Raw genomic sequence first — 24,306 nt, forward strand, 5'->3', positions numbered from 1 at the left:
TCAAGGTGCATAACTATAAGGAGTGTTCTCATGAATACCAAGAAACCGATGTCGCTAACCAGCCGCGTAATTTTGGGTATGGTAGCGGGTATCTTGACAGGATTTGCAATTCGCACACTTTTTGCCGGCAACGGATTTGTCGACGCATACATTGTTAATGGATTATTTGAAGTTGGTGGACAGATCTTCGTCGCCAGCTTAAAAATGCTCGTAGTCCCTCTAGTGTTTGTTTCACTAGTTTGTGGTACTAGCTCCCTCAAAGACCTTTCTACACTGGGTCGCATGGGTGGTAAAACCCTCGCTTTCTACGTTACAACAACGGCTATCGCGATTACGCTTGCTCTAACTATGGGTACTCTGTTCCAGCCAGGTGCTGGCGCTGACCTAACCGCAGCAAGTTCATTCAAATCAGCAGAAGCACCATCTTTGGGTCAGGTGATCATCGATATGTTCCCAACCAACCCTATCAGTGCAATGGCTGAAGGTAAAACCCTGCAAGTTATTGTTTTCGCAGTGCTATTTGGTATTGCGATCAGCGCAGCAGGCAAACCTGGTGAACGTATTGCAGCGTTCTTCTCTGATCTGAATGAAGTGATCATGAAACTGGTAGCGATTTTGATGAACTTAGCGCCTTATGGTGTGTTCTTCTTAATGGCGAAGCTATTTACTGGTCTTGGTCTGGGCGCGATCGTCAATCTGGCAGAGTACTTCTTAGTACTGGCGGGTACGCTTGTCCTGCACGGCCTAGTCACTTACAGCTTAATGTTAAAAGGTTTCACTGGTCTAAATCCAATTACGTTCCTACGTAAGATGGAAGACGCGATCATGTTTGCTTTCTCGACCGCATCATCAAACGCGACGATTCCAGTGACAATGGAAACGGCTAAGCAGCGTATGGGGGTTGAGAACCGCGTATCATCGTTCACAGTACCACTTGGTGCAACCGTGAACATGGACGGTACGGCGATCATGCAAGGTGTAGCAACCGCCTTTATTGCTCAAGCCTTCAATATTGATTTAACTATGGGCGATTACCTAATGGTAATCATGACAGCGACATTGGCATCTATCGGTACTGCGGGTGTCCCTGGTGTTGGCCTTGTAATGCTAGCCATGGTATTGAACCAAGTTGGTCTGCCGCTTGAAGGTATTGCGCTCATCATGGGTGTTGACCGTCTACTTGATATGATTCGTACTGCGGTAAACATCACTGGTGACAGTGCAGTTACCGTCATTGTCGCAAAATCAGAAGGCGCATTGGATGAAGCTCGCTTCAACGATCCAATGGCAGGCGTAGCCGAAGAAGAAGTGCATCTTAAACGCGCTGACGCCTAAATCGTTCTACGATTACCATTCTGAAATTATATAGTCCTGTCTAAAAGAAAGCCCCGATGGAAACATCGGGGCTTTTGTTTTCTCCGCGTCTAGAAATGCTCTTTCTAATCCGCCATCGAATTCAGTTTTTCTCTAGCTTGCTCTTCGTGTTCTTTAGTTATGGCATTGCCGACTGAGTTAGCGGCTAAGGTAAGCGCTGCCATGTCATCGGTAAAGCCGACGCCTGCTAGTACGTCAGGCACCATATCGGTGGGCAATACAAAGTAAGCCAACGCGCCACCTAAAATCGCCTTATGGCGAACGGCGGTGTTGGAATCTGTCATCGCGAGCCATGATTTTATGCCCATTACGGCAATTTCTTCACCCGCTTTCTTGACCGACCCTTTCATTTTGCGCCAGAATGTTTGCTCATCTGGCGCTTGCATCGTTTGATCTTTGGCGTCTTTCGGCGCCGATTTTACAGACATTGTTGTACTCATCGTTGCCTCCGAAATTTATGACTGTGGCCAACATATTAATAAATCGAACCTGAACGCAAGATTAATAACAAGAAATGATAGTAAAGTGAAACAAAAACACAGATAGAAAAATCCCCAAACCGAAGTCTGGGGATCGTGATGTTGGGAACTAAGTTGTCGAGTGCGCTACTGAGCTATCTTCTCCAGTACACGCATCAGCATTTTGATACGTGGTTCGATAGACTCAAGCAACAAGTACTCTTGGTCACTGTGAAAACCTGCACCGATAGGTCCTAGACCATCCAAAGTTGGAATGCCAAGAATTGCCGTATTGTTTGCATCAGAGCCGCCACCCACTTCTTTCCAGTTGATGTCGATAGACAGTTCACTTGCCGCTTCTTCAACTAATGCCATCAGACTTTCAGTTTGCACGCTTGGCACCATAGAAGGTTTGTAAGCTTCACGAACCAACTCGATGCTAACGCCATCAACGAATGGTGTTTCCAGCATGCCGTTTAGCTTGCTATCGACATCATCGTATTCTTCATTACTCCAGAAACGCACATCCACGATCGCTTCAGCATGCTCAGGGACGATGTTTGCGCCGTTACCGCCAGACACAATACCCACGTTTAATGTGGTGCCAGATTCGAAGTTCGTCATGGCATTGATTGCGAGAATCCAGTTCGCCATCTCGGTAATTGCACTGCGGCCATTTTCTGGCTCGTTGCCAGCGTGGGCTGCAATGCCATTAAACGTGATTTTGTAACGCGCCATACCTTTGCGCGCTTTGACTAAACCGCCGTCTGCACGTGCTGCTTCTGCCACCAATACGTTCTTCGCATTTTTTGCAACAGATTGAATCCAGTCGACCGAATCTAACGAACCGGTTTCTTCGTCTGGGTTCATGCAGATACAAATAGACAGTTTATCCAACACCGCTTGGTCGAGGTTACGCATCGCGTACACAATATTCAGCAAGCCAGATTTCATGTCCGAGACACCCGGACCGTACGCTTTGTCAGCGTCTTGAGACATAGGACGTAACTCTGCGGTGCCGACAGGGAACACTGTATCCATGTGACCAATCAGCATCACGTCAACTTGCTCAGCCTCAGGCTTGTTTCGAACTTCAAGACCGATACCCGCTCTGCCACAGTCGATGCGTTTTACGCTCCAACCTGACATCGCTTGGTACTTCTCTTCAAATTGAGAAGCGATGAACTCAATGCCATCAGTGGTGTACGTACCACAATCGACATTAATGAGAGGACGAAGTTCTTCGAGATATTCATTGAGAGAAAACTGCATGATTGCTCCTTAAACAAACAAGTTCATGACTAGCATTGCGCCAAATGCGTTCAATACGGAAATCGCAATCATGACTGGGATGTAACGACCTTCAGTACCGATAGGTCCCATAATTCGACCCATGTACTGAACCTGTGAGCCCATTAGGTAAATTGCAGGTGCAAGAATCGCGATGTGCGTACCATTCAAGATGCCTTGGTCAAACAATGTGATAACCACGCCAACTGCGCCGCCCATCGACATCCAAGCACCAATCAGCACCGCAGCTGCTTCACCTGGCAAACCAAAAACCGCCATTACTGGAGAAAATACCGAGCCCATCAAATCCAACGCGCCAGTAATCTGTAACGCTTTAATGATGACAAACGCCATAAGAACGTTAGGCACGGTTGATGTTGTCGCAATAACCCAGCCTTTTTTAGCGCCTTCAACGAAAATATCCGTCACCATCGGCTTACTTGCTTTTACGTCACTCATTACGCCGTCTCCTCTTTTAAGTTCTCAGATTTGTTTTGATCTTGCTTGTCTTCTTTACCTTCTGTGATGTTTAGGTAGATACGGAATAAGTTCGCGCCCACAATTTTAAATAAGAACATCACCACAACCGCCAAACCAATAGAAGACGTTACGGCAAGCGAACCATCCGCCATCGTCAGCGTAAACAGCACCGCCCCTGAGGAAAAAAAGTTAACAATGGTGGCACCAGCGGTGAACTGGAACATAGTGAACACATCGGTTTCGCATTTGGTAAGATGGCCTTCATCTTTAAGCTGACGAGTCATCGCCGCACCTGCGTCGGTACTTTGCAGCGAAGCGATAAGAGCCAAACCAGAATTACCCGGAATACCCATAATTGGACGAAGAAGCGGCGTTAACAGTTTGCGTGCTGCTTCTAGTGCGCCATAGTGCTCAAGTACATTGATCATACCCAGTGCGAACATAACGGTAGGAATCAAAGTAAGTGCAAAAATGAAACCGTCACGTGCACCGCTACCACCAGTACCACGAAGCGACGTTGTTGCAACTTGCACACCGTCAGCCGTTTCGGTGACACCATAAGCCACCTTGCCGAAAGAGCCATTCAACGTGGTGAAATCAAATACGCCATACCATTCGTTCGATTGCATGAGACCAGAAAAGAAGACGACCGCAAACGCCAGTGCAACGTAGCACCCCAGCGTAACCTTGCGCTCGGTTTGAACAGGATTTTTCATAACATTACCTACACATGTGGGACAGGACACATATGTTCACTCGAATAATGTGCTAGAGAGATGATCAAAATCAATCCGCCTGCCGAACATTCTAGCGACTCAGTTATGAAGTTTTGTTTTATGATTTTAATCACATTTGAAAGATAATAAAAATTTGTGCTAACAATTAGGTATATTAATCTATATCGATACCTCAGGACTTCTTCATCAACCCGACCAATGATTCTGACGAATATTGCTTTCTACAACATTCATGACGTACTTCATACTTTGGCATTGAGGCAATATCGATTAACTCGAAAGTAACATTCCATAATGAAATTTAGGTTAGGATTGTCCGGTCATATGCAAACGGCATAAACCAGAATCAACAGGACTAGGCAGCCCATTGTTACGCTCACAACCTAAAATAGCCAAGTGGACACTCGCCCTCGTGTTTTGGGTGGTGATGGTATGTTTAAGCCAAAATTCCGGCTTCTCGAAAAGCTGCCCTAAGGCTCACCAAATACAGAGTCAGCAAGATGAAAGCGTGAATTTATCACCATCTTGCGACCTTTCAGAGAAGCTGGTTCAAGCGTACCAACACCAGTTGGACCATATTCTTATTCCATTTTTTCTGTTTGCTTTGATTGTGGCGCTGCCGATGGCATCCACAGCAATTCATTACCTGGAATACACAGAACCGATACCGGAAAAGTGTCGGGTTCACCTAAAACTTTGTGTGTTTAGAGAATAAACCTAGCAAGGCGAGAGACCTTCTCGCCCGACTTTTGTACGTATTTTATTCACTTCACATAACAAACAACGAAATCTAAAAGTTTTAGGAAATATTATGACATTCACTCGTACACTTTTGACGTTAATGATGGCTATCGTACCTGCCGTATCTTTCGCATCAGAAAAGACCGCAGAACAAAAGCTAGAGGAAGTTACTCAGATACTAAAAGAGAATCCTCAAATTCTTGATTCATTGCACCAAAACCTTCAAGAGTACATTGCGTATCAACAGTCATTTGGAGACACCTTGAAGGAGGTTCGTCACTATCTAAGTGATGGCAAACATTCCTCTTTTGGAGCTGAAAACCCTGAGTTAACCATTATTAACGTAACGGACTACAGTTGCCCTTTTTGTAAACGTTTAGAAGGAGAACTGGTCAAAGTTGGCAAAGAATATCCGCAGATAAAAGTGCTTAACCTCAATGTCTCTTTTAAAGAACAATACGAGAAAAACGGCTACAACTCGGCAAGTTACGCATTAAATGTTTGGCAAAACCAGCGAGATAAGTACGAACAAGTGCATGAGTTATTGGTGAAAAAACCGGGCGCACATGATGCACGCTCGTTAAAGCAAATCGCGAAGAAAACAGGGACAGAAGCGCAGCTTGTCGACGACAAAGAGACCAAAGCGCTGCTTGATAAGAACTATCAGTATTTCACGCAACTTGGTTTACGCGGCACGCCTGCGTTGATCATTAATGATCAAGTCATTCCTGGCTATGTGCCGTTTGACGAGCTAGAAAAAGTCATCGACCAAGAACTGGCGAACTAAAACAACAAAGCCCTTCCTTGATAACTCAAGGAAGGGCTTTTTATTTATCGACATAAAGAGCGTTTAGTTACTTATCACGTCCTACAAACGCCACGACGACTTTGTCATTGCCAAGCGAACGAGAGAAAACGTACGCGCCTTCCTGTTCAATCACTTCGTGCTGACCCGCACCAATCGCTGGGTGCGCTTTACGAAACTGACCAAGGGTTTGCCAGTGTTTCAGCAAAGCTTGTTTATCATCAGATAGCTTCCAAACCATGTCTGAACGTGTGCCTTGGTGGAAATCATCCGCGTAAGGACCAATGTTACGACCTACTTCATCACCATAATAAACCTGAACCGCTCCTGGGCTCAGAAGCAGTGCATTCGCAGCGTTACGTTGCATGCCGTAATCTTTAAAACGTGAGAAAAACAACTCCGTATCGTGAGAAGACATGTAACTGACTGGGTTGAAGTCTTTCTCGTTCGCGATAGTTTCCGCATAGCTTTGGTAAGTGTCTGCCATTTGGCTAAAGCACGCCGCGCCTTTGTCTAGCTTCTTCTGCATATCGAAGTTGATCAACGCGTCAAAACCATCATCGAAATAAGGGCTGCGATACGCGGTGTGTCCCCAGACTTCGCCCATCATCCAGAACGGCTGACCTGATTTGCCATTTTCTTTACGCCACTGTTCTAGGCTGTTCGATGCTTCCTCTTTTAGACGCTTCCAAACTTCACCTTCGACGTGTTTCACCGTATCGACGCGATAACCATCAATGCCGAAGCGTTTCACCCAGTCAGTTTGCCACTCAATCAAGTAATCCGAGACGGTGTAATTGTCACGAGCTTCTACGCGAGTGCCAGGGTTATCCAATAGCCATTGCGCTGGTTTTACAGCTTTGTCTGATTCGGTGAGAAAGTCAGGCAGCCCCGCCAATGACATGGTGATGTCGCTACTGCCCGGAGCTGGGTAACCTGGCAAGCCGGTTCTTACCCAATCGCCGCCCCACCATTTCGCCCAGTTCGGACTCTGATAATCAATATTCTGGTGATAGCTATGCCAATTTTCACCCGCTTTTGGTTGCCAGTCGCCCCATTTCTTGGGCAGCTCGGCATTAGGTTTTAACACCTCAATACCGTCAAATTGCAAATCGGCTAACGTTGAGTAACCAGTGTGGTTGATTACTGCGTCCATCAAGACTTTAAGGCCGCGCTTGTGCGCCTCTTCCACCAGCGTTTTTAAATCTTGTTCATTACCGAAGTTCTCATCAATCTTGGTGAAATCGCGCGTCCAGTAGCCGTGGTATGCATAAAACGGAAATGAACCACTATCGCCACCACCGACAAAGCCGTGCACTTGCTCAACGATTGGCGACAACCAAATCGCGTCTGTACCTAGGCTTTTGATGTAATCAAGTTTCTCAATCACGCCTTTAAGGTCACCGCCGTGGAACGTGCCAATTTCGTCTTTGCCGTCTTTTTTGCGACCATAACTGTTGTCATTGCTCGTATCAGCATTGTTGAAACGGTCAACCATCACGAAGTAAATGTTCGCGTTTCGGTAATCAAATGGCACCGCTTCTTTGGTTTTCTGTACAGGCTCTAGCAGCACTAGGCCGCCAGAGTCTTTACTTGGCGTCAGTGATACTTTCTGTTCTTTCACTTCAACCATTTGACCTGAATAAGCATCTCGTAACTTGGTGCCTTCAGGAAAGCTATCCCCCAGATCGATCGTCACTTCACCGCCTTGGTAAACCTCACATTGCACTTGTGGGATTGGGCGTTTGAATTCAGTTTTGGCGGCTTTCTTAGGTTCACGCTTAAAACGCAGTGTTTTGGCTTCCGCATCAAAAGCGAAAGAGTAATCGCCGGTAAAGCGGATTTTTAACGGCAGTTCCGTTGGTTTTCCGCAGTTCAGCGCAAGAGGTTTGTTGAACTTCACTTTCTGACCATCGGGTGCAACGCAATCACCTTCAACGCCCGTGATTTTAAGCGTGTATCCGTCTTTGGTTAGAGGCACAACCAAAGGCTGCTCTGCACTTAGCGGGAAGTCACGGCTGTTGGTCGTGGTAGAAATGGTGATGTTAGGCTCGGCGATGGCACTTGCCGACGCAAGCAGTAAAGTAGTGGTAATCAGGTTCAGTTTCATCGTTCAGTCCATTGGCAGCACATGGTAACCATGCACATTTATTAGTTTTATTCACACTAATTGTGCCTAGATAAGAAACTGAACACATCATTCTAATTGCCTACGCCCCAAAGGTTGTGACGCTTCACATTTTATTGATATAGGGGCGTAGTTCTATTTAAGCGCAATGGATTGAGGGACTTAAAGTTGCACGCTGCCAAGATTGCTCATTTGGTTCATCGCCCATCTTGTGCGGCGAGCAGTGTAATCACTTTGCGGATAGACTTTGATTCGATATGGGTTTGGCAACACCACGGCTAAACGCGCTGCTTGCCACTTCGAGAGTTCCTTTGCACTGACACCAAAATAATTCTGCGCCGCTGCTTCAGCACCGTAAATACCGGGACCAAATTCAACCACATTTAGATACACTTCGAGAATGCGCTCTTTGCTCCACATCAGCTCCATTAGCAAGGCAAAGTAAAGCTCGTAAGCCTTGCGAACGTAGGAGCGAGAAGGAAACAAAAACACATTTTTCGCAGCTTGTTGGGTAATGGTGCTCGCGCCTCTCGACGGACCATTACCATCTGCCTCGGAAATCACGTCGAATAGCGATTCGAAATCGACACCATAATGATGAGGGAATTTTTGGTCTTCGGTCGCAATCACCGCTAACTGCATATTTTTTGAAATACGCGACAAGGATACCCACTCGTGTTGGCTGCTATCTGGATAGTTCTTTGGTGGCACAACAATGCGGCTTAACTTCCATCCCCATATTGGCGGATCGACATATTTCACCACACCAACCAAAACGACTGGGGCGATCAGCAATATCAACACCATTTTAAATAGAAATGACTTAAGCCTTTTCAACATGTGTGGTTCCCCAATGCATCAGCGATTGATGATAAACAAACCAGCGAGCTTGCCTGATTCAATCAGGAACAACAAGTTTTTGAGGTAAAAAACAGGTCAAAAAAAGCCCGATTTACAATGTAAAACGGGCTTAGAATTTGATTAGACTGAATTATTTATTCAGCTTGTAGAACACGGTTGAAAGTGGAGGCAAACGAAGCTCAAGTGATTGAGGCAGTGATTCACTTTCGACTTTTTCCGTTTTCACACTGGTCTGCACTTTAAAATCGCTGCCGCCGTATTTGCTGTCGTCCGTGTTCAGCAGTAGTTCGTATTGACCTGCATTTGGAACACCTAAACGGAAACGCTCGTGTGGTACGGGCGTAAAGTTGGTGATGATGAGAATACGCTCACCCTCTTTACTGATACGCTCGTGCGCTAGGATACTCGCATCCGCTTCGTCTTGTAGACGCCACTCAAAACCAGCAGGAACACAATCTTGATCGTGCATCGCCGCTTCATTTCGGTACAAGTGGTTCAAATCTCGCATCAGCTTTTGAACGCCTTGATGACGCTCATATTCCAGCAAGAACCATTGCAACTGATCATCGTGGTTCCACTCCGCCGTTTGGCCGATTTCCGCGCCCATGAAGTTCAGCTTTTTGCCCGGTTGACCATACATGTAACCGTAGTATGCACGTAGGTTTGCGGTTTGCTGCCATTCATCGCCCGGCATCTTGTTATGGATAGAGCCTTTGCCGTACACCACCTCATCGTGAGAGAGAGACAAGACGTAGTTTTCGCTGTGCGCATAAACCAACGGGAATGTGATGGTATTGTGGTGGTATTTGCGGTGAACAGGATCTTCTTTGATGTATGAAAGACTGTCGTGCATCCACCCCATATTCCACTTGAAGCCAAAACCTAAACCACCCATAAAGGTTGGCGCAGACACCCCCGGAAACGCCGTTGACTCTTCCGCAATCGTCATAGCATTCGGGAAGTGCTTGTACACTTCTTCGTTCATCCATTTTAAGGTTGCGATTGCGTCGTAGTTTTCGTTGCCACCGTCGACGTTCGGTACCCACTGATCGTGGCTACGTGAATAATCGAGATAGAGCATCGACGCGACTGCGTCCACGCGAATGCCATCAATATGGAATTGTTCAAACCAGTACAGCGCATTCGATACAAGGAAGCGACGCACATGTTCACGACCGAGATCGTAGATGTATGAGTTCCAATCTTGGTGCCAACCGCGACGTGGGTCCGGGTCGTGGAACAGCGGTGTGCCGTCAAAGTTTGCTAAACCGTGGTCATCCGATGGGAAATGCGCCGGAACCCAATCCAGCACCACACCGATACCAGCTTGGTGACATGCATCCACGAAGAATTTGAAATCATCAGGAGAGCCGTAACGGCTAGTTGGCGCAAATAAGCCAACGGGTTGATAGCCCCATGAACCGTAGAATGGATGCTCAGAAACAGGCATCAGCTCAACGTGGGTGTAGCCCATATCCACAAGGTATGGCACCAACTGCTCCGCGAGTTCGCGGTAGTTGAGGAAATCACCTTTCTCGTCGCGCTTCCATGATCCAGCATGCAGCTCATAAAACGATAACGCTTCATCACGCTTTTGTGTCACTGCGCGGTTTTGCCATTTTGCATCTTGCCATTGGTAACGCTTGTGATCGTAAGTAATGGACGCGAACGATGGGTACTGCTCAGAGTAAAAACCCCAAGGGTCTTGTTTGTGTGGCAGCCCTTCCCCATTTGGCCCTTTGAGCTCAAATTTGTACTGAACGCCTTCTTCTAAGCCAGGAATGAACAAACCCCAAATGCCATAATCTAAACGTTGCATTGGGTGACGACGACCGTCCCATTGGTTGAAGCAACCCACAAGGCTAACAGCCGATGCATGCGGTGCGTAGACAAGGAAGCGAACACCGGAGATGTTTTCACCGCCACGTTCTAGCGTGACAAAGTGTGCGCCCATATAGTGATACATGTCTTTGGGCGTATGCAGATGCTCGTACTCTTGGTAAATATTGTGGTACTGGTACGGGTCATCAATAATTTGTTCAACACCATTCCAATCGACCGCCAAACGGTAGTGGGTCAGGTGTAAATCGCGTTGTTCTTTTAAGATAAAACCGCTGTCACCATCACGCTCAAGCGCCACGCGAGGTTCGCCATTAACAAGCAGTTCAACCTTGTTTGCGCCCGGCATCCACACTCGCAGCGATCCTTCGCCATCATCAATGAATGGCCCCAACGCCGAAAATGGGTCTGAGTAAGCCGCCTCAGCAAGCAGTTCATATGCGCGTTCGTGTTGTTTCTTTATTTTCTTGGTTTTGGTGGTTTTCAAATCTTTCTCCCTAGAGCCAATATCCTTTTCAAGACCAGAAATCTGAATCAAACATCGGTTTCTCCACAGCCAACGTTGTGAACTCACAAAAGACTTCGCTTAAAACATGTATGCATCAAGCGATGTCAAAAACAAAAAATGCCCGCTATTGTCGCGGGCATAATAACGGTACTTCATCCTAACGGATTGTGTTTTCGGAATGAGTGACCTAGACGGAACTTTCGTACCTCTGAGCTAACAAAATTGGTAATCCGCTCATTCATCTACGTCACTCTACGCATCTTATTTGCTCGCCTGTGCGCGAACTTCAGTGAGGCGTTTGGAAATGCGATTCACATCTTCACGGCTGAAGATTTCATCTAGGTTCATCGACAACTTACGACGCCAGTTTGGATACTCATCCACCGTGCCAGGAATGTTGACCGGTTGATCCATTTCTAGCCAGTCTTCAAGCTGAACGCTAAGCAGTGCAGAGTCACCCGCAGCTACGTGCAGTTGCAGCGCTTCGCTTAGGTACGAGTCCATCGGTACGTACTGAGCATCATGACCAATGCCTTCTGGCAAATAGCCGTGCCAGCGAACGCTGTCTAAGATACCTTGCTTGCACTTCAAGCGATCAGCAAATAAGCCTTCCAACTGTTTTTCATCTGGGTAAAGGCCAATCTCACGACCCATTTTCAAATCATCGCAGTGCCAGAAACCACGCAGGGTTGGCATGTCATGCGTACACAGTGCCGCCATCGATTGCTCTGCGTAGTGCTTCGGAGAAATGAACCCACCGTCTTCTTTCGAAGTTTCGAAGAAGAACACTTTGTATGAGTGCACACCTGCATCGCGTAGGATATCGACGATTTCATCTGGCACAGTACCTAAGTCTTCACCAATCACAGAGCACTGATGACGGTGCGACTCAAGCGCTAGGATTGCGAGCATATCTTCCACTGGGTAGTACAAGTAAGCGCCTTCTGTCGCTTTCTCGCCTTTTGGAATCCACCAAAGGCGAAGTAGGCCAAGTACGTGGTCGATACGCAATGCACCACAGTGCTTCATGTTGGCACGTAGCAACTTGATGTACGCGTCGTAGCCAGTCGCTTCTAAAACTTGAGGGTTAAGCGGAGGCAGACCCCAGTTTTGACCCAGAGGACCAAGTACATCCGGCGGCGCACCGATGCTGGCGTCTAACACTAAGTTACCGTCGTCGGCCCAAGTTTCACTACCTGAGTCGGCAACACCGACAGCAAGGTCACGGTACAAGCCCACAGCCATGCCTTTTTCTTCTGCCAGTGACTGCGCTTCTTTGATTTGATCGTCTGCGATCCACTGTAGGTACATGTACAAGTGAACGCGGTCTTGATTGTCTTTGATGTATTTCTGAGTGCCGGCTGCGTCGAATGTGCGGTATTTCTCAGGGAATACAGGCCAACCCCACATGTTTGAATCTTCTGCGTGTAAATCCGCATGAAGCGCATCGAATGCAGCTTGGTGTAACAAGCTATCGCCGCCTTTTTCTACAAAATCCAAGAATGCACGAGCGCGGTCGGTGTTTTTGTCTAAATGGCGAGCTTTAAACTCACTAAACAGCAGCGGAAGAACGCTCATTTTCAGTTGCGAAACTTCTGTGTAGTTCACCCAATGAGAATCACGTGCTTTTTGTAGACGCTGTTGAAACTCTGCACTGCCAACACGTTGCTGAGCTTCAGCACTCAGTGCGAATTCAGGTACAGAACTTACGTCGATGTACATGATATTCAACCAACGACGAGAAGACGGGCTGTATGGGCTCGCGCCTTCTGGGTTCGCTGGGAACAGTGAGTGAATCGGGTTCAAACCAATGAAGTCACCGCCACGAGAAGCGATATCGCTCACCAACTGTTTTAGGTCACCAAAATCACCGATACCCCAGTTGTGCTGAGTACGCAATGTGTAAAGCTGGATACTAGGACCCCATAGCTTTTTATGTTGGTTTAGATCGTCTTGTTTGAAACACGCTTTCGGCGTGATGATCAGTGACATCTCGTATGGCGTTTTACGACGCTTACGGCTGACAATCAATTTGTGATAACCCCAAGCCAAGTTCTTTGGCAATGCAAACACTAGAGGGCCACCCTCAGCACGCTCATCACGAACAATTTGGGACTGAAGATAGCCTTCAAGTACCTCTCCTTGTTCTGTTTCTAAACGCCAGCTGAATTCACTCTCACGAGCACTCGTACCTAGGTTTAGTTCCACTTCGACTGGTTCGCCGTCGCGTAAAACAAGAACAGGGGCTAGTACGTCTTTTTTATGTTTCTTTTCAGCAGAAGCCAATAGTTTTTCATCGCTGCTAGTATCGTAGCCAAGCGAAGCGAGCAAGCGGCGTAGCGTCTCCTCAGACACTTTTGCCTCATCTCCCCAAGCACTGACATAGCTATCAGCCAATCTCGCCATTTCCGCGACTTTCTTTAATGCTGTTTGTTCTTTCATCGCTTTCTCCGAAGGTAATACCAACACCTTCCATGTAGGGTTTTATTGTTATCAATAACTTCTTTTGGAAAATGACCAAAGGTAGCGCTTGGCTACCTTGGTCTTAACTCTGTTCTATTAACGGTGAACCGCTTTTAGTTTCCAGATGTTGTTCACATAGTCGCGAATTGAGCGATCTGAGGTGAACTTGCCGACAAGGGCGGTATTCAAAATGGCTTTCTTCGCCCAGCCAGCTTGGTCTTTGTATTGTTCGCTCATGTCTTCGTGCGCTTTCACGTAAGATGCGAAGTCCGCAAGACATAAGTACGGGTCACCACCATCTAGTAGGCTGTCGTACGTTGCACGCAGTAAGCCTGGTTGACCTGGAGTGAATTCTTCACCCAGTAGTAGGTCCATAGACGCTTTGAGTAGATGATCCGCATTGTAGTAATCAAATGGGTTGTAACCTTGAGCTTTCAGCGCTTTCACACCTTCAACGTCTAGACCGAAGATGTAGATGTTCTCATCGCCTACTTCTTCACGAATCTCAACGTTAGCACCATCCATCGTACCGATCGTTAGGGCACCGTTAAGCGCCATCTTCATGTTACCAGTACCTGATGCTTCTTTACCCGCAAGTGAAATTTGTTGTGATACGTCCGCCGCAGGAATAATAATTTCAGCCATGCTCACGCGGTAATCAGGAATGAAGACCACTTTCAGCTTGTTGCCGATGCGAGGGTCGCTGTTCACTTTCTCAGCAATTTTGTTAATAGCGAAAATGATTTCTTTCGCTAGGTGGTAACCCGGTGCCGCTTTCGCTGCGAAGAACACAACGCGAGGCACACATTCGAAGCCTGGTTCGTTAATAATGCGATGGTACAGAGACAGTACGTGTAGAAGGTCTAAGTGCTGACGCTTGTACTCGTGCAGACGCTTGATTTGAACATCGAAGATCGCATTAGTATCGAGTTCGATACCCATGTTCTCTTTCACCCAGTTAGCTAGGCGTTCTTTGTTCTCTTTCTTCACTGCCATGAATTCTTTCTGGAATTTCTCGTCAGTGGCGTACTTAGCGATGCCTTCTAGTTGCTCTAGTTTCGCTGGCCATTCTGGACCGACTTTCTCTGTGATTAGCTTAGAAAGACCTGGGTTACAGAACTTCAACCAACGACGTGGCGTAATACCGTTCGTTACGTTGTGTAGACGTGTTGGGTACATTTCGTGGAACTCTGGGAATAGGTCTTTCTTAACCAATTCAGAGTGAAGCGCCGCTACACCGTTTACTGCGTAAGAGCCAATTACACATAGGTTTGCCATGCGAACCATGCGGTGGAAACCTTCTTCGATGATAGAAAGCTTCTGTTGTTTCGCGACATCACCCGGCCACATTGCACGTACGTCTTGTAGGAAGCGGTGGTTGATCTCGTAAATGATCTCCATGTGACGTGGTAGTAGGTGCTGAATTAGCGACTCTGGCCATGTCTCTAGTGCTTCTGGAAGTAGCGTGTGGTTGGTGTACGCGAATGTTTGAGAGCTGATTTCCCAAGCCGCTTCCCAAGTTAGACCTTTTTCGTCCATCAGGATGCGCATTAGCTCAGGAATCGCAATCGTTGGGTGCGTATCGTTAAGCTGAATAGTCTCTTGCTTCGGTAGATCCGCTAGCGAGTAACCAGCTGCTTCGTGGCGACGTAGGATGTCACGTACAGATGCAGCTGAGTGGAAGTACTGTTGCATTAGACGCAGTGTTTTACCTTTCTCGTGGTTGTCGTTCGGGTAAAGCACTTTAGTGATGTTGCCCGCGTCGATCAGTGCGTGCTGCGCTTCGAAGTAGTCACCGTTGTTAAAACTTGCTAGCGAGAATGGTGCAATTGCCTGACATTCCCAAAGACGTAGCGGGTAAACCGTGTCTGATTCGTAACCTACGATTGGTAGATCCCAAGGCATTGCTCTTACAGACATGCCAGGAACCCATTTGCGAACTTCTTTACCGTTCTCGTTCACCACTTCAACGTGACCGTAGAAACCGATCTCTTGAGCAAGTTCTGGACGAGCAATTTCCCAAGGGTAGCCTTCTACACCACGCCATGCATCAGGTGCTTCTTGCTGGCGACCATCTTTAAAAGACTGTTTGAACAAACCGTATTCGTAGTGCAAGCCGTAACCGACGGTTGGGAATTCTTGCGCCGCACATGAATCCATGAAACATGCCGCTAGACGACCAAGACCACCGTTACCCAATGATGGGTCACGTTCTTCTTCTAGCAGGTCAGTTAGGTTGTAACCCAGTTCAGCCATTGCTTCTGTTACTTGTTCGTACAGACCCATGCTGATTAGGTTGTTACCCGTCAAACGACCGATAAGGAACTCTAGCGAAAGGTAGTTAACGCTCTTCGCACTTTTAATGCGTGGATCTTCTTCAGTAGCAAGCAAATCTAAAGTAGTGAACTCAGCCAGTGCATGACCCATTGCTAGGTACCAAGCGCGGCTGTCTGCGTTTTCAATCGTGTGAGCGTAAGTTACAGATAGGTGTTTCTTTACGCTTTCTTGGAACGACTTCTTGTCAAATTGTTTTTGTTGAGTAGGTTTCATTACGAAATTCTCACGTCTTTTGGTAATTCATCTGCCATACATCGTGCATTTACCTCTGTGAATAAACATCCTCCTAATTCTCCTCCTTTGAAGGAGGAGGGCTGAGGGCGTAGAGGGGGTACCATTGCTAGGTTAGTGATCCAAATCTCAACAAAGTGAGCTTTGCTCCAGTTCTTAGTGATTTTGATCACAATGAAATATGAGAAAGGTTAAAACCCGTTCATGACGCTTTTTATAGCCCACTCATCTGATGATGTGAAAATTGTAATATTGGTCACATTAACTTGGTTAACATGGAAAGATTTTTCATAATCGATGTGCAACGAGATCTTAATACACTCGACACAAAAGATATTTAAGTGACAAGAATCACAAATAAAGGGCGTAGTTGATGGTAAATCCATCAACCCTTGAGAATTAGGAAGTGGATCAAAGTAACGGACATTTCTGATGTCGTACCATCCCACACGGCTCACAGGATTGTACGCTTTTTATACAAACTAGAATTAGGCGGTGTGAGTTATTTCTAGTTTTCGCTAGCTTTTATATCTAAGTGACCGTATGGAATGCTTTTTCAGACGGATGCAAGCCCCAACAAAAGGCGACATTAACCGGCATTCAAACCGTTTTTGATGCTGATGACATCATTCAGTAAGACGAAGCTTTCGAGGGGGCCTTACTGAAATGATCACGTCGCAATCACTTGGGTATACATAAATAAGGACATAATTACTAATGTGGATTCCATCTAAGCTTACTCGACCAGGACGCCTGCACAATGCCATCGTGCGCCCACGAGTGTTGGACTTACTACAGCAAGCGCCTTACTACAAATTGGTTTTATTCCGCTCCCCAGCAGGTTACGGAAAAACCACCATGGCAGCGCAGTGGCTATCCGATAAACCAAACGTCGGTTGGTACAGCATTGATGACAGCGATAACGACGGCTTTCGCTTTGTAAATTACCTGCTTCAAGCATTAAACAAAGCCACCAACTTCAGTTGCGCTAACGCACAAAAACTGGCGGAAAAACGCCAGATCTCTTCTCTACGTTCTTTATTCAGCGAAGTGTTCGCGGAAATGGCTGATTTTCATCAAGAGTGCTACGTGGTGCTGGATGACTATCACTTGATCACCAACGATGAAATCCATGAATCCATGCGTTTCTTCTTAAAACACATGCCAGACAACCTCACCGTTGTGGTAACAAGTCGTGCAGCGCCGCCTCTGGGTACTGCAAACTTACGTGTTCGTGATTTAATGATCGAAATCGGTAACGAGATGTTGGCGTTCGATACCGAAGAAACAACTCGCTTCTTTAATCAGCGTATTGCCGATGGCATCGACGAAGACATGGCAAACAGCCTCAGAACCTATGTGGAAGGTTGGCCATCGGCGATGCAGTTGATCGCGTTACAAGCGCAACATCAAAACCGTACATTGGCACAAACCGTAGAGTCGGTATCGCAGTTCAATCACGCGCATTTGTGGGATTATCTAGTCGAAGAAGTATTCGACTTGCTCGATCACGAAACTCGTCACTTCTTGATGCAAGTGTCCGTGCTTGACCACTTCAATGATGAGTTGGTGTTTGCCCTCACCCAACGCGAAGATGCGCTTGGTTTGATCGAATCATTAAACCGCTACGGCTTATTCATTTACCCGCTCGAAGGGGAGCAAAACTGGTTCCGATTCCATAACTTATTTGGTGAGTTTTTGTCTCATGAGCGCCAAGCGCGTATTCCTCAGCAAGAAAAAGATCTCCACCGCAATGCAGCTGTTGCCTGGTTACAACAAAAAGCACCGCACCAAGCGATTCACCATGCACAAAAGTCGAACGATAAAGACTTGGTGGTAGAAATTCTAAACGAATTCGGCTGGAAGATGTTTAACCAAGGCGAGCTCAGCACACTGGAAAGCTCAATTAATAAGTTGGATGCTGAGCTTCTGTTCAGCCACCCAAAACTTACAATGCTCCGAGCTTGGTTGGCTCAAAGTCAACACCGTTATAACCAAGTAGGCCACTTGCTTGAAGAAGCGGAAGAGGAGCATAAAAAGCGTAACATTGAGTTAGATATTCATTATCAAGGTCAAGCAAACGCGCTGCTTGCTCAAGTAGCTATCAACAGCAACCAGCCAGAGAAAGCACTCGAATTAGCGGAGCTAGCACTTAGCCAACTTGATAACACGATTTACCGTAGCCGCATTGTGGCAACTTCGGTTGTTGGCGAAGTTAACCACGTGCTAGGTAAACTCGACCGCGCGTTACCGATGATGCAACAAACCGAGAAGCTGGCTCGTCAGTACCAAGTTTACCACCAAGCGTTATGGGCGATATTGCAACAAAGCGAAATTTTGATTGCGCAAGGTTACGTACAAGCCGCCTTTGAGCTGCAAGATTCCGCATTCCGTTTGATTGAAGATCAGCAACTTCAACATGTTCCTCTGCACGAGTTTTTGCTGCGTATTCGAGCGCAAGTGCTTTGGTGCTGGAACCGACTTGATGAAGCAGAAGAATGTGCCTACCGAGGTCTACAAATTCTCGAAAACCATTCGCCAAGTAAGCACTTACACAGCTACTCGATGCTGGCGCGTATTGCGGTTGGCCGTGGCGAGCTAGACAAAGCCGGTAAATTCATTGAGCATATCCAACACTTGATGAAACAGTCGACTTACCATGTAGACTGGACAGCAAACGCTTCACTATCGTTGATCCTATTTTGGCAAGCGCGCGGTAACACCGATGCAATGCAAGAATGGCTCAACACTGCGGTTCGTCCTGAATCGGCATGCAACCACTTTTCACAATTGCAATGGCGTAACATTGCACGCGCACACATCAACTTAGGTCAATATACCGAAGCGCGCGCAGCATTGGATTTCCTCCAAAGTGAAGCTCGTCGAACCAACCTGATCACAGATACTAATCGCAACTTAGTGGTCGAAGCGGTGTTTGCTGCTCGTCAAAAAGACGAAGAGCAAGCAAAAGCTTTGCTAAAAGAAGCGTTAGTGATGACAAACCAGACGGGGATGGTAGGTAATTTCCTCATTGATGGTGCCACCATTGGCGGGCTACTGGAGAAGTTAAGCCTCCGCCATGAGTTAGGCGATCTAGAACGTCACCGCGCTCAACAATTGATGAAGGATATTTCCTCCAATCAGCGCAGCCGCTCTATTCACTTTGATGAAGACTTCATTGAGAAGCTGGTAAACCACCCTAACGTACCGGAACTGGTTCGCACAAGCCCACTGACTCAACGTGAGTGGCAGGTGCTTGGTTTGATTTATTCTGGTTTCAGTAATGAGCAAATCGCGCAAGAGCTTGATGTGGCAGGCACCACGATTAAAACCCACATTCGCAACTTGTACCAAAAGCTCAATATCGCCAATCGTAAAGAGGCCATTGTGACAGCTGAAAATTTACTCCAGTTGATGGGGTACTGATCAGCTCAAGAAAACAGATTAAAACCTAAAGTGAAATACAAGGGGTTGGCGTGATGCGTCAGCCCTTTTTTATGAGTCTAGAACGAGGGAAGTGCAATTTGCAAAGCACGTAAGTAACGTTGTTCATATAAAAAAATAGCCAACCGCAATAATCGCGATTGGCTTATATTTAGTGTGAACAAATTGTATTCACTAACAACGTCAGTTGGCTAGGTGACCCTCGGCTTAAGAAGGGTCGAGCAGTATTATGCATTAATCATGCCAAAATGCAAAGACTTATTTTTGGGCACAGGATCTCATATAAAGTGAATTTGTCTATATAAAATATAGCAAAACGCAAATCCAATTATCAAATTGCATTTGCATAATGCAACAGGCGTAGCCATTGATAGTACAGTTAATCATCTCAATAATGTAAACCAAATATTAAGATATCGTTGTATTTGAATCACCTCATAACCTGTAACAAAAATAAGCAATTGCTTGGATATAAAACCCAGTAGCTACAGCACTATTTCATACTTTTTTCGTCGCAATGTTTGTATACTCTGTGCCATCGAAACGACTTAGCATTAGAGCAATGAACTACTTAATTACTTTCTTCAAAGGAATCGCCATGGGCGCAGCAGATGTTGTTCCTGGCGTATCAGGCGGCACCATCGCGTTTATCACCGGCATTTACGATACGCTGCTTGAGAGCATTCGACGCATTAACCCATCACTTTTCTCTATTTGGCGAAAAAAAGGGGTTAAAGCCGCCTTTAATCACATCAACGGTTTCTTCCTTATCGCTCTGTTTGCCGGTATTTTCACCAGCATTGCTACGCTAGCAAAGTTGATCACTTGGCTTCTTGACACACACCCCATCCCACTTTGGTCATTTTTCTTTGGTCTGATTTTGGTATCGGTCTATCACATTATTCGTCAGGTTGAACAACGTGATCTTATCCGCTTTGTGACTCTACTTGTTGGTGTCGGGTTTGCTTACAGCATCACCGTGCTTAAACCTTTACACATGGAACCAACGGCCATTAACACATTGTTCGCTGGTGCTATCGCGATTTGCGCGATGATCTTACCGGGCATCTCTGGCAGTTTTATCTTGTTATTGATTGGGATGTATGCGCCAGTATTAGCCGCCGTGAAAGGCTTCCAAGTCGATACATTAGCGCTGTTTTTGTCAGGTTGTGTGATTGGTTTGCTGTCCTTTTCGCATCTATTGTCGTGGTTACTACGCAAGTTCCGCGATTTCACTCTGATGTTTTTGACAGGCTTAATGATTGGTACGTTACCAAAGATTTGGCCTTGGAAAGAAACCATTACTTGGCGCACCAATTCAAAGGGTGAGCAAGTGCCCTTGCTACAGCACAACCTATCACCATTTGAATTTGAACACGTAACATCACAACCTTCTCAGTTAGTGCTTGCCGTTGTGATGATGCTTGCTGCCATTGCGCTGGTTTTGAGCCTCGAAAAATTTGCAGATTCAGACAAGTAACTGCGGTATCAAATCAATACGGAATCAACAAACAAGAACGGAGCCAATTGGCTTCGTTCTTGTTTGTTGGCAAAGAGAAAATCATCGCAATTGAAAATCTTTATGGGCTTGATTCAACAGCCCCTAAGCCGCGCGGTTATTTTGATCTCTGTCATCGAGGCACAACGCACAATTTATTTAGGCCACGAGTTGGCGAATGACGCTTCTGTGCTACGATGCAGATAATGTTAAGTGATAAATGCTGAACCTTAATGAAAGTGTTACAAATCGCCGCTGTTTCAGCCGCACTGGTTGCGGGATTTTATGCCCCGACGTTACTAAAAAGCTTTTCTTCATCCACTCCGATCAAACCGATAGATGAGTATTGCTTTCTCTCTACTGCCTCGTGCGTTCAAGAGAATGTTACGATGACGCTCAACGCAGATACTGCTCAACCCTTGGTCCCTACTACTCTGAATGTTGAGTGGCGCACAAGCGATGCTGAGCAACTCGTCCTAAGCCTTTCAGGAAGAGAAATGGAGATGGGAGAACCCAAGTTTTTACTGAAGCAAGTCGCTCCCGGTCGATATCAAGGTGACATCATTCTGCCGGTTTGCACTCAAGACGCCATGACCTGGGTTGGTGAACTCAGTGATGGAGAGAGTACCGTTTACCCTGCTATAAAAATGCAAAGATAAGGAATCGTTATGAGCCGCAATTGGTCCCTATTTCTCGTAGTTGCTTTCGCCCTCGGGTTTGGCGTAAAAAGCTATTTAGATAATCAGAAAACGAAGCCAGAGCAAGTGGATAGTTCCACGTCTCAACAAACGGTATTGTTTGGGGAAAATAACCAAGCCGTCAATATCTTCGATGTAAATGACCCTCGCATTCGAGTCGTCTATTTTGGTTTTACTCGCTGCCCGGATGTTTGCCCAACTTCGCTTGCTATGCTAGCAGGAGCCCTGAATCAAATCGATGAAGCGCAAAAAGCGCAACTGCGCCCAATGTTCATCTCTTTAGATCCAGAGCGTGATGAGGCCGATGCCTCGGCGAAATATGCCCATTACTTCCATCCAATGATTGAAGGCCTATCGGCACCGCTTGATGTAACCACACCTCTGGCACACAACTATGGTGTTATTTTCCGCAAAACCGAATTGGAAGGCTCGGAGCTCAAATACACACTTGATCACAGCTCTTACTTTTACTTCTTGAAGCCGGATGGCACGTTAATCACCAAGGTACCGCATACACTCTCGCCGGCACCGATTGTTGAAGCCATTTCAAAACTGACGACTGAAGGCTCCTCAAATGACAGTTAAGTCAGTGCTGAAACAGTTTTTCAGTTTCCTAACTCAAACCAACCCCAATGTCGAACAAGACGTCGATACGATCATTGACGCCATTGGGGGGATAGAAAACCTGCTAGAAACTGGGGCATGCGCGACTCGGCTGCGTCTTACCCTTAGAACGACGTCCATCATCGATAAAAATGCACTCAAAAATCATGGCGCGCATGGCGTCGTGATACTGAATGAGCGTCATGTCCAAATCATATACGGCTTAAAAGCCAACACGTATTCGCAGATAATGGAAGAGCGCATCAACAAACAAAGCTAATATTTTCGCAGTATAGCTACCCTCTAAGAAAAAGGGCGGCTATACTCTCTTGGCTTAATTAATTCACTTATTTATTAACCAACGAAGAGGACACATGATGATTGTATTGAATAACACTAACTGGGCATCGCAAGGGTAACCCTAACCGCACCAATTGCGTGGCATAGCCACAACTCCCCTTCTCTGCCCGGTCTTCACCGGGGTCAACTCTATCCGAATTAGACCCTAATGCGATTTGTATTAAGGCGCTTTTTTGCGTCTGGGATAATTCAACAATGAATCAAACACATACTTTTTGTGACACATTAATTTCAACTTCAAACCCACTAAAACGATTGGGTTGGAAACCATTTTTTCAGCAACAACTGACACTAGACGATTACGACGACACTATCTTTGCACGTGTGATTGCACATCACCGAAGTGGTTACCTATTGGCGACAGAAACGGGGCAAGTCCACCTCAATGCCCACCACTCTCTACCCAATATGACCGTCGGAGACTGGGTTATCTTAAATGACGATCAGCAATTTGTTCGCTTACTGGATCGCTTGAGCCTCTTTAGCCGCAAAGCAGCAGGTAGCAAAGTGGCAGAGCAACTCATCGCCGCAAATGTGGATACCGTTTTTATCGTCTGTTCCCTTAACGACGACTTCAATTTAAGTCGTATTGAACGCTATCTCGCCTTGGCCCATGAAGCCGAAGTCGAACCCGTCATCGTGCTTTCCAAAGCCGATTTGTGTGACAATACTGATGAACTAAAAAGCCAAGTACAGAAGCTCGACCCTCTATTAGTCATAGAGACAGTCAACGGCTTAGAAACAGAGAGTGCTTCTAAACTCATGAGCTGGTGTAATGAGGGGCAAACCGTCGCTTTTATCGGTTCTTCAGGCGTTGGCAAATCAACTCTTGTGAATGCATTACTCGGGCAGCAAGAACAGGCGACTGGGCATATTCGTGAAGACGATAGCAAAGGGCGACATACAACCACATCGCGTTCTATCCATCTATTACCTGATGGCGGCATCTTGATTGATACTCCGGGAATGCGCGAGCTTCAACTAGCAGACTGCGAACTGGGCGTCAGTGAGGCATTTTCTGACATTGAGGGTCTCGCTCAACGTTGTCGCTTTGGTGATTGCCAGCATCAAACTGAGCCGGGTTGTGCAGTTCAAGCTGCGATTGAAAATGGCACACTGGAGGTTCGTCGTTTCAATAACTATCAAAAACTATTGCGAGAACAAGCCTTTAACGGCGCGACTTTGGCAGAGCAACGAGCTCAAAGTCGACAGTTCGGGAAACTCACTCGAAATGCCATGAGTGATAAGCGCAGGCGCCAACAAAGTTATTGATTTGTTACGTTTGAGTTGTCAATAAAATCAAAGGAGACGAAAGTCTCCTTTTTAACAACTTTATTAAAAACCATTACTCATAACTAATGATAATTTTCAACATAAAAATCTTATTTAAATAACATTGAGCAAACATTTAATCCAAAAACAAACTAAAACTAGACACAAAATATTACCAA

18 protein-coding genes are annotated in these 24,306 nt (G+C 46.3%); 9 read left to right on the plus strand and 9 right to left on the minus strand.

Annotated elements, in window-relative coordinates; genetic code table 11:
• Nucleotides 1-30: 30 nt before the first annotated feature.
• Entirely contained in the window at nt 31-1,335 is a 1,305-nt protein-coding gene (locus F7Y48_RS15190) for a dicarboxylate/amino acid:cation symporter (RefSeq protein ID WP_316684981.1), read from the plus strand.
• Nucleotides 1,336-1,439: 104 nt separating this feature from the next.
• Here F7Y48_RS15190 and F7Y48_RS15195 read toward each other — a convergent pair whose 3' ends face one another.
• The 4 genes from F7Y48_RS15195 to F7Y48_RS15210 form a co-directional block, all read right to left on the minus strand.
• Nucleotides 1,440-1,814, minus strand: coding sequence for a YkvA family protein (locus F7Y48_RS15195; protein WP_316684982.1), 375 nt, complete (start codon nt 1,812-1,814; stop codon nt 1,440-1,442).
• A 165-nt stretch (nt 1,815-1,979) separates the two neighbouring features.
• Nucleotides 1,980-3,104, minus strand: a complete 1,125-nt coding sequence (locus F7Y48_RS15200; protein WP_316684983.1) for a M20 family metallopeptidase — start codon at nt 3,102-3,104, stop codon at nt 1,980-1,982.
• A 9-nt stretch (nt 3,105-3,113) separates the two neighbouring features.
• Nucleotides 3,114-3,581 carry a YjiG family protein gene (locus tag F7Y48_RS15205; protein ID WP_005396746.1) on the minus strand — a complete coding sequence of 156 codons (468 nt, stop codon included), beginning with the start codon at nt 3,579-3,581 and terminating at the stop codon, nt 3,114-3,116.
• A complete protein-coding gene (locus tag F7Y48_RS15210) occupies nt 3,581-4,318 on the minus strand; it encodes a nucleoside recognition domain-containing protein (RefSeq protein WP_316684984.1) in 738 nt (245 codons plus the stop codon). The genes F7Y48_RS15205 and F7Y48_RS15210 overlap by 1 nt, the downstream gene beginning before the upstream one ends.
• 448 nt (nt 4,319-4,766) lie before the next feature.
• On the opposite strand from F7Y48_RS15210, the gene F7Y48_RS15215 reads away from it, so the two are divergent.
• Both F7Y48_RS15215 and F7Y48_RS15220 read left to right on the plus strand, forming a co-directional pair.
• Nucleotides 4,767-5,054, plus strand: a complete 288-nt coding sequence (locus tag F7Y48_RS15215) for a hypothetical protein (protein WP_054866868.1) — start codon at nt 4,767-4,769, stop codon at nt 5,052-5,054.
• Between the two features lie 96 nt (nt 5,055-5,150).
• Nucleotides 5,151-5,867, plus strand: coding sequence for a DsbA family protein (locus F7Y48_RS15220; protein WP_006740805.1), 717 nt, complete (start codon nt 5,151-5,153; stop codon nt 5,865-5,867).
• 67 nt (nt 5,868-5,934) lie between these two features.
• Here F7Y48_RS15220 and F7Y48_RS15225 read toward each other — a convergent pair whose 3' ends face one another.
• The 5 genes from F7Y48_RS15225 to F7Y48_RS15245 all read right to left on the minus strand — a co-directional run bounded on the left by F7Y48_RS15225 (nt 5,935) and on the right by F7Y48_RS15245 (nt 16,234).
• Complete coding sequence (locus F7Y48_RS15225) at nt 5,935-7,995, minus strand: alpha-amylase (protein ID WP_257888575.1); 2,061 nt, start codon at nt 7,993-7,995, stop codon at nt 5,935-5,937.
• 180 nt (nt 7,996-8,175) lie between these two features.
• Nucleotides 8,176-8,853 carry a monofunctional biosynthetic peptidoglycan transglycosylase gene (gene mtgA / locus F7Y48_RS15230; RefSeq protein WP_316684985.1) on the minus strand — a complete coding sequence of 226 codons (678 nt, stop codon included), beginning with the start codon at nt 8,851-8,853 and terminating at the stop codon, nt 8,176-8,178.
• 151 nt (nt 8,854-9,004) lie between these two features.
• Nucleotides 9,005-11,200, minus strand: coding sequence for a 1,4-alpha-glucan branching protein GlgB (gene glgB / locus F7Y48_RS15235; RefSeq protein ID WP_242446586.1), 2,196 nt, complete (start codon nt 11,198-11,200; stop codon nt 9,005-9,007).
• Between the two features lie 282 nt (nt 11,201-11,482).
• Nucleotides 11,483-13,663: a 4-alpha-glucanotransferase gene (gene malQ, locus F7Y48_RS15240; protein WP_005396760.1), complete on the minus strand. Its 2,181-nt coding sequence runs from the start codon at nt 13,661-13,663 to the stop codon at nt 11,483-11,485.
• A 117-nt stretch (nt 13,664-13,780) separates the two neighbouring features.
• A complete protein-coding gene (locus tag F7Y48_RS15245; protein ID WP_226421279.1) occupies nt 13,781-16,234 on the minus strand; it encodes a glycogen/starch/alpha-glucan phosphorylase in 2,454 nt (817 codons plus the stop codon).
• Nucleotides 16,235-16,969: 735 nt separating this feature from the next.
• Between F7Y48_RS15245 and malT the strand changes: the two genes are divergently transcribed.
• From malT to rsgA, 6 genes are all read left to right on the plus strand, one after another.
• The gene (gene malT / locus F7Y48_RS15250) at nt 16,970-19,678 is read left to right on the plus strand and encodes an HTH-type transcriptional regulator MalT (RefSeq protein WP_258643713.1); all 2,709 of its coding nucleotides are present in this window, start codon (nt 16,970-16,972) and stop codon (nt 19,676-19,678) included.
• Between the two features lie 580 nt (nt 19,679-20,258).
• Nucleotides 20,259-21,176, plus strand: a complete 918-nt coding sequence (locus F7Y48_RS15255) for a DUF368 domain-containing protein (protein WP_041853110.1) — start codon at nt 20,259-20,261, stop codon at nt 21,174-21,176.
• A 251-nt stretch (nt 21,177-21,427) separates the two neighbouring features.
• Nucleotides 21,428-21,853 (plus strand): hypothetical protein, encoded by a 426-nt coding sequence (locus tag F7Y48_RS15260; protein WP_182019588.1) that lies wholly within the window; start codon nt 21,428-21,430, stop codon nt 21,851-21,853.
• Nucleotides 21,854-21,862: 9 nt separating this feature from the next.
• Nucleotides 21,863-22,477 carry an SCO family protein gene (locus tag F7Y48_RS15265; RefSeq protein ID WP_006740812.1) on the plus strand — a complete coding sequence of 205 codons (615 nt, stop codon included), beginning with the start codon at nt 21,863-21,865 and terminating at the stop codon, nt 22,475-22,477.
• The gene (locus F7Y48_RS15270) at nt 22,467-22,775 is read left to right on the plus strand and encodes a PTS transporter subunit EIIB (protein ID WP_316684986.1); all 309 of its coding nucleotides are present in this window, start codon (nt 22,467-22,469) and stop codon (nt 22,773-22,775) included. The genes F7Y48_RS15265 and F7Y48_RS15270 overlap by 11 nt, the downstream gene beginning before the upstream one ends.
• Before the next feature lie 275 nt (nt 22,776-23,050).
• Nucleotides 23,051-24,127 carry a ribosome small subunit-dependent GTPase A gene (gene rsgA, locus F7Y48_RS15275; protein WP_316684987.1) on the plus strand — a complete coding sequence of 359 codons (1,077 nt, stop codon included), beginning with the start codon at nt 23,051-23,053 and terminating at the stop codon, nt 24,125-24,127.
• The last annotated feature ends 179 nt before the right edge of the window (nt 24,128-24,306 follow it).

Source organism: Vibrio sp. 2-1-2a, assembly GCF_032648565.1.
In the GTDB taxonomy this organism is placed as follows: domain Bacteria; phylum Pseudomonadota; class Gammaproteobacteria; order Enterobacterales; family Vibrionaceae; genus Vibrio; species Vibrio diabolicus.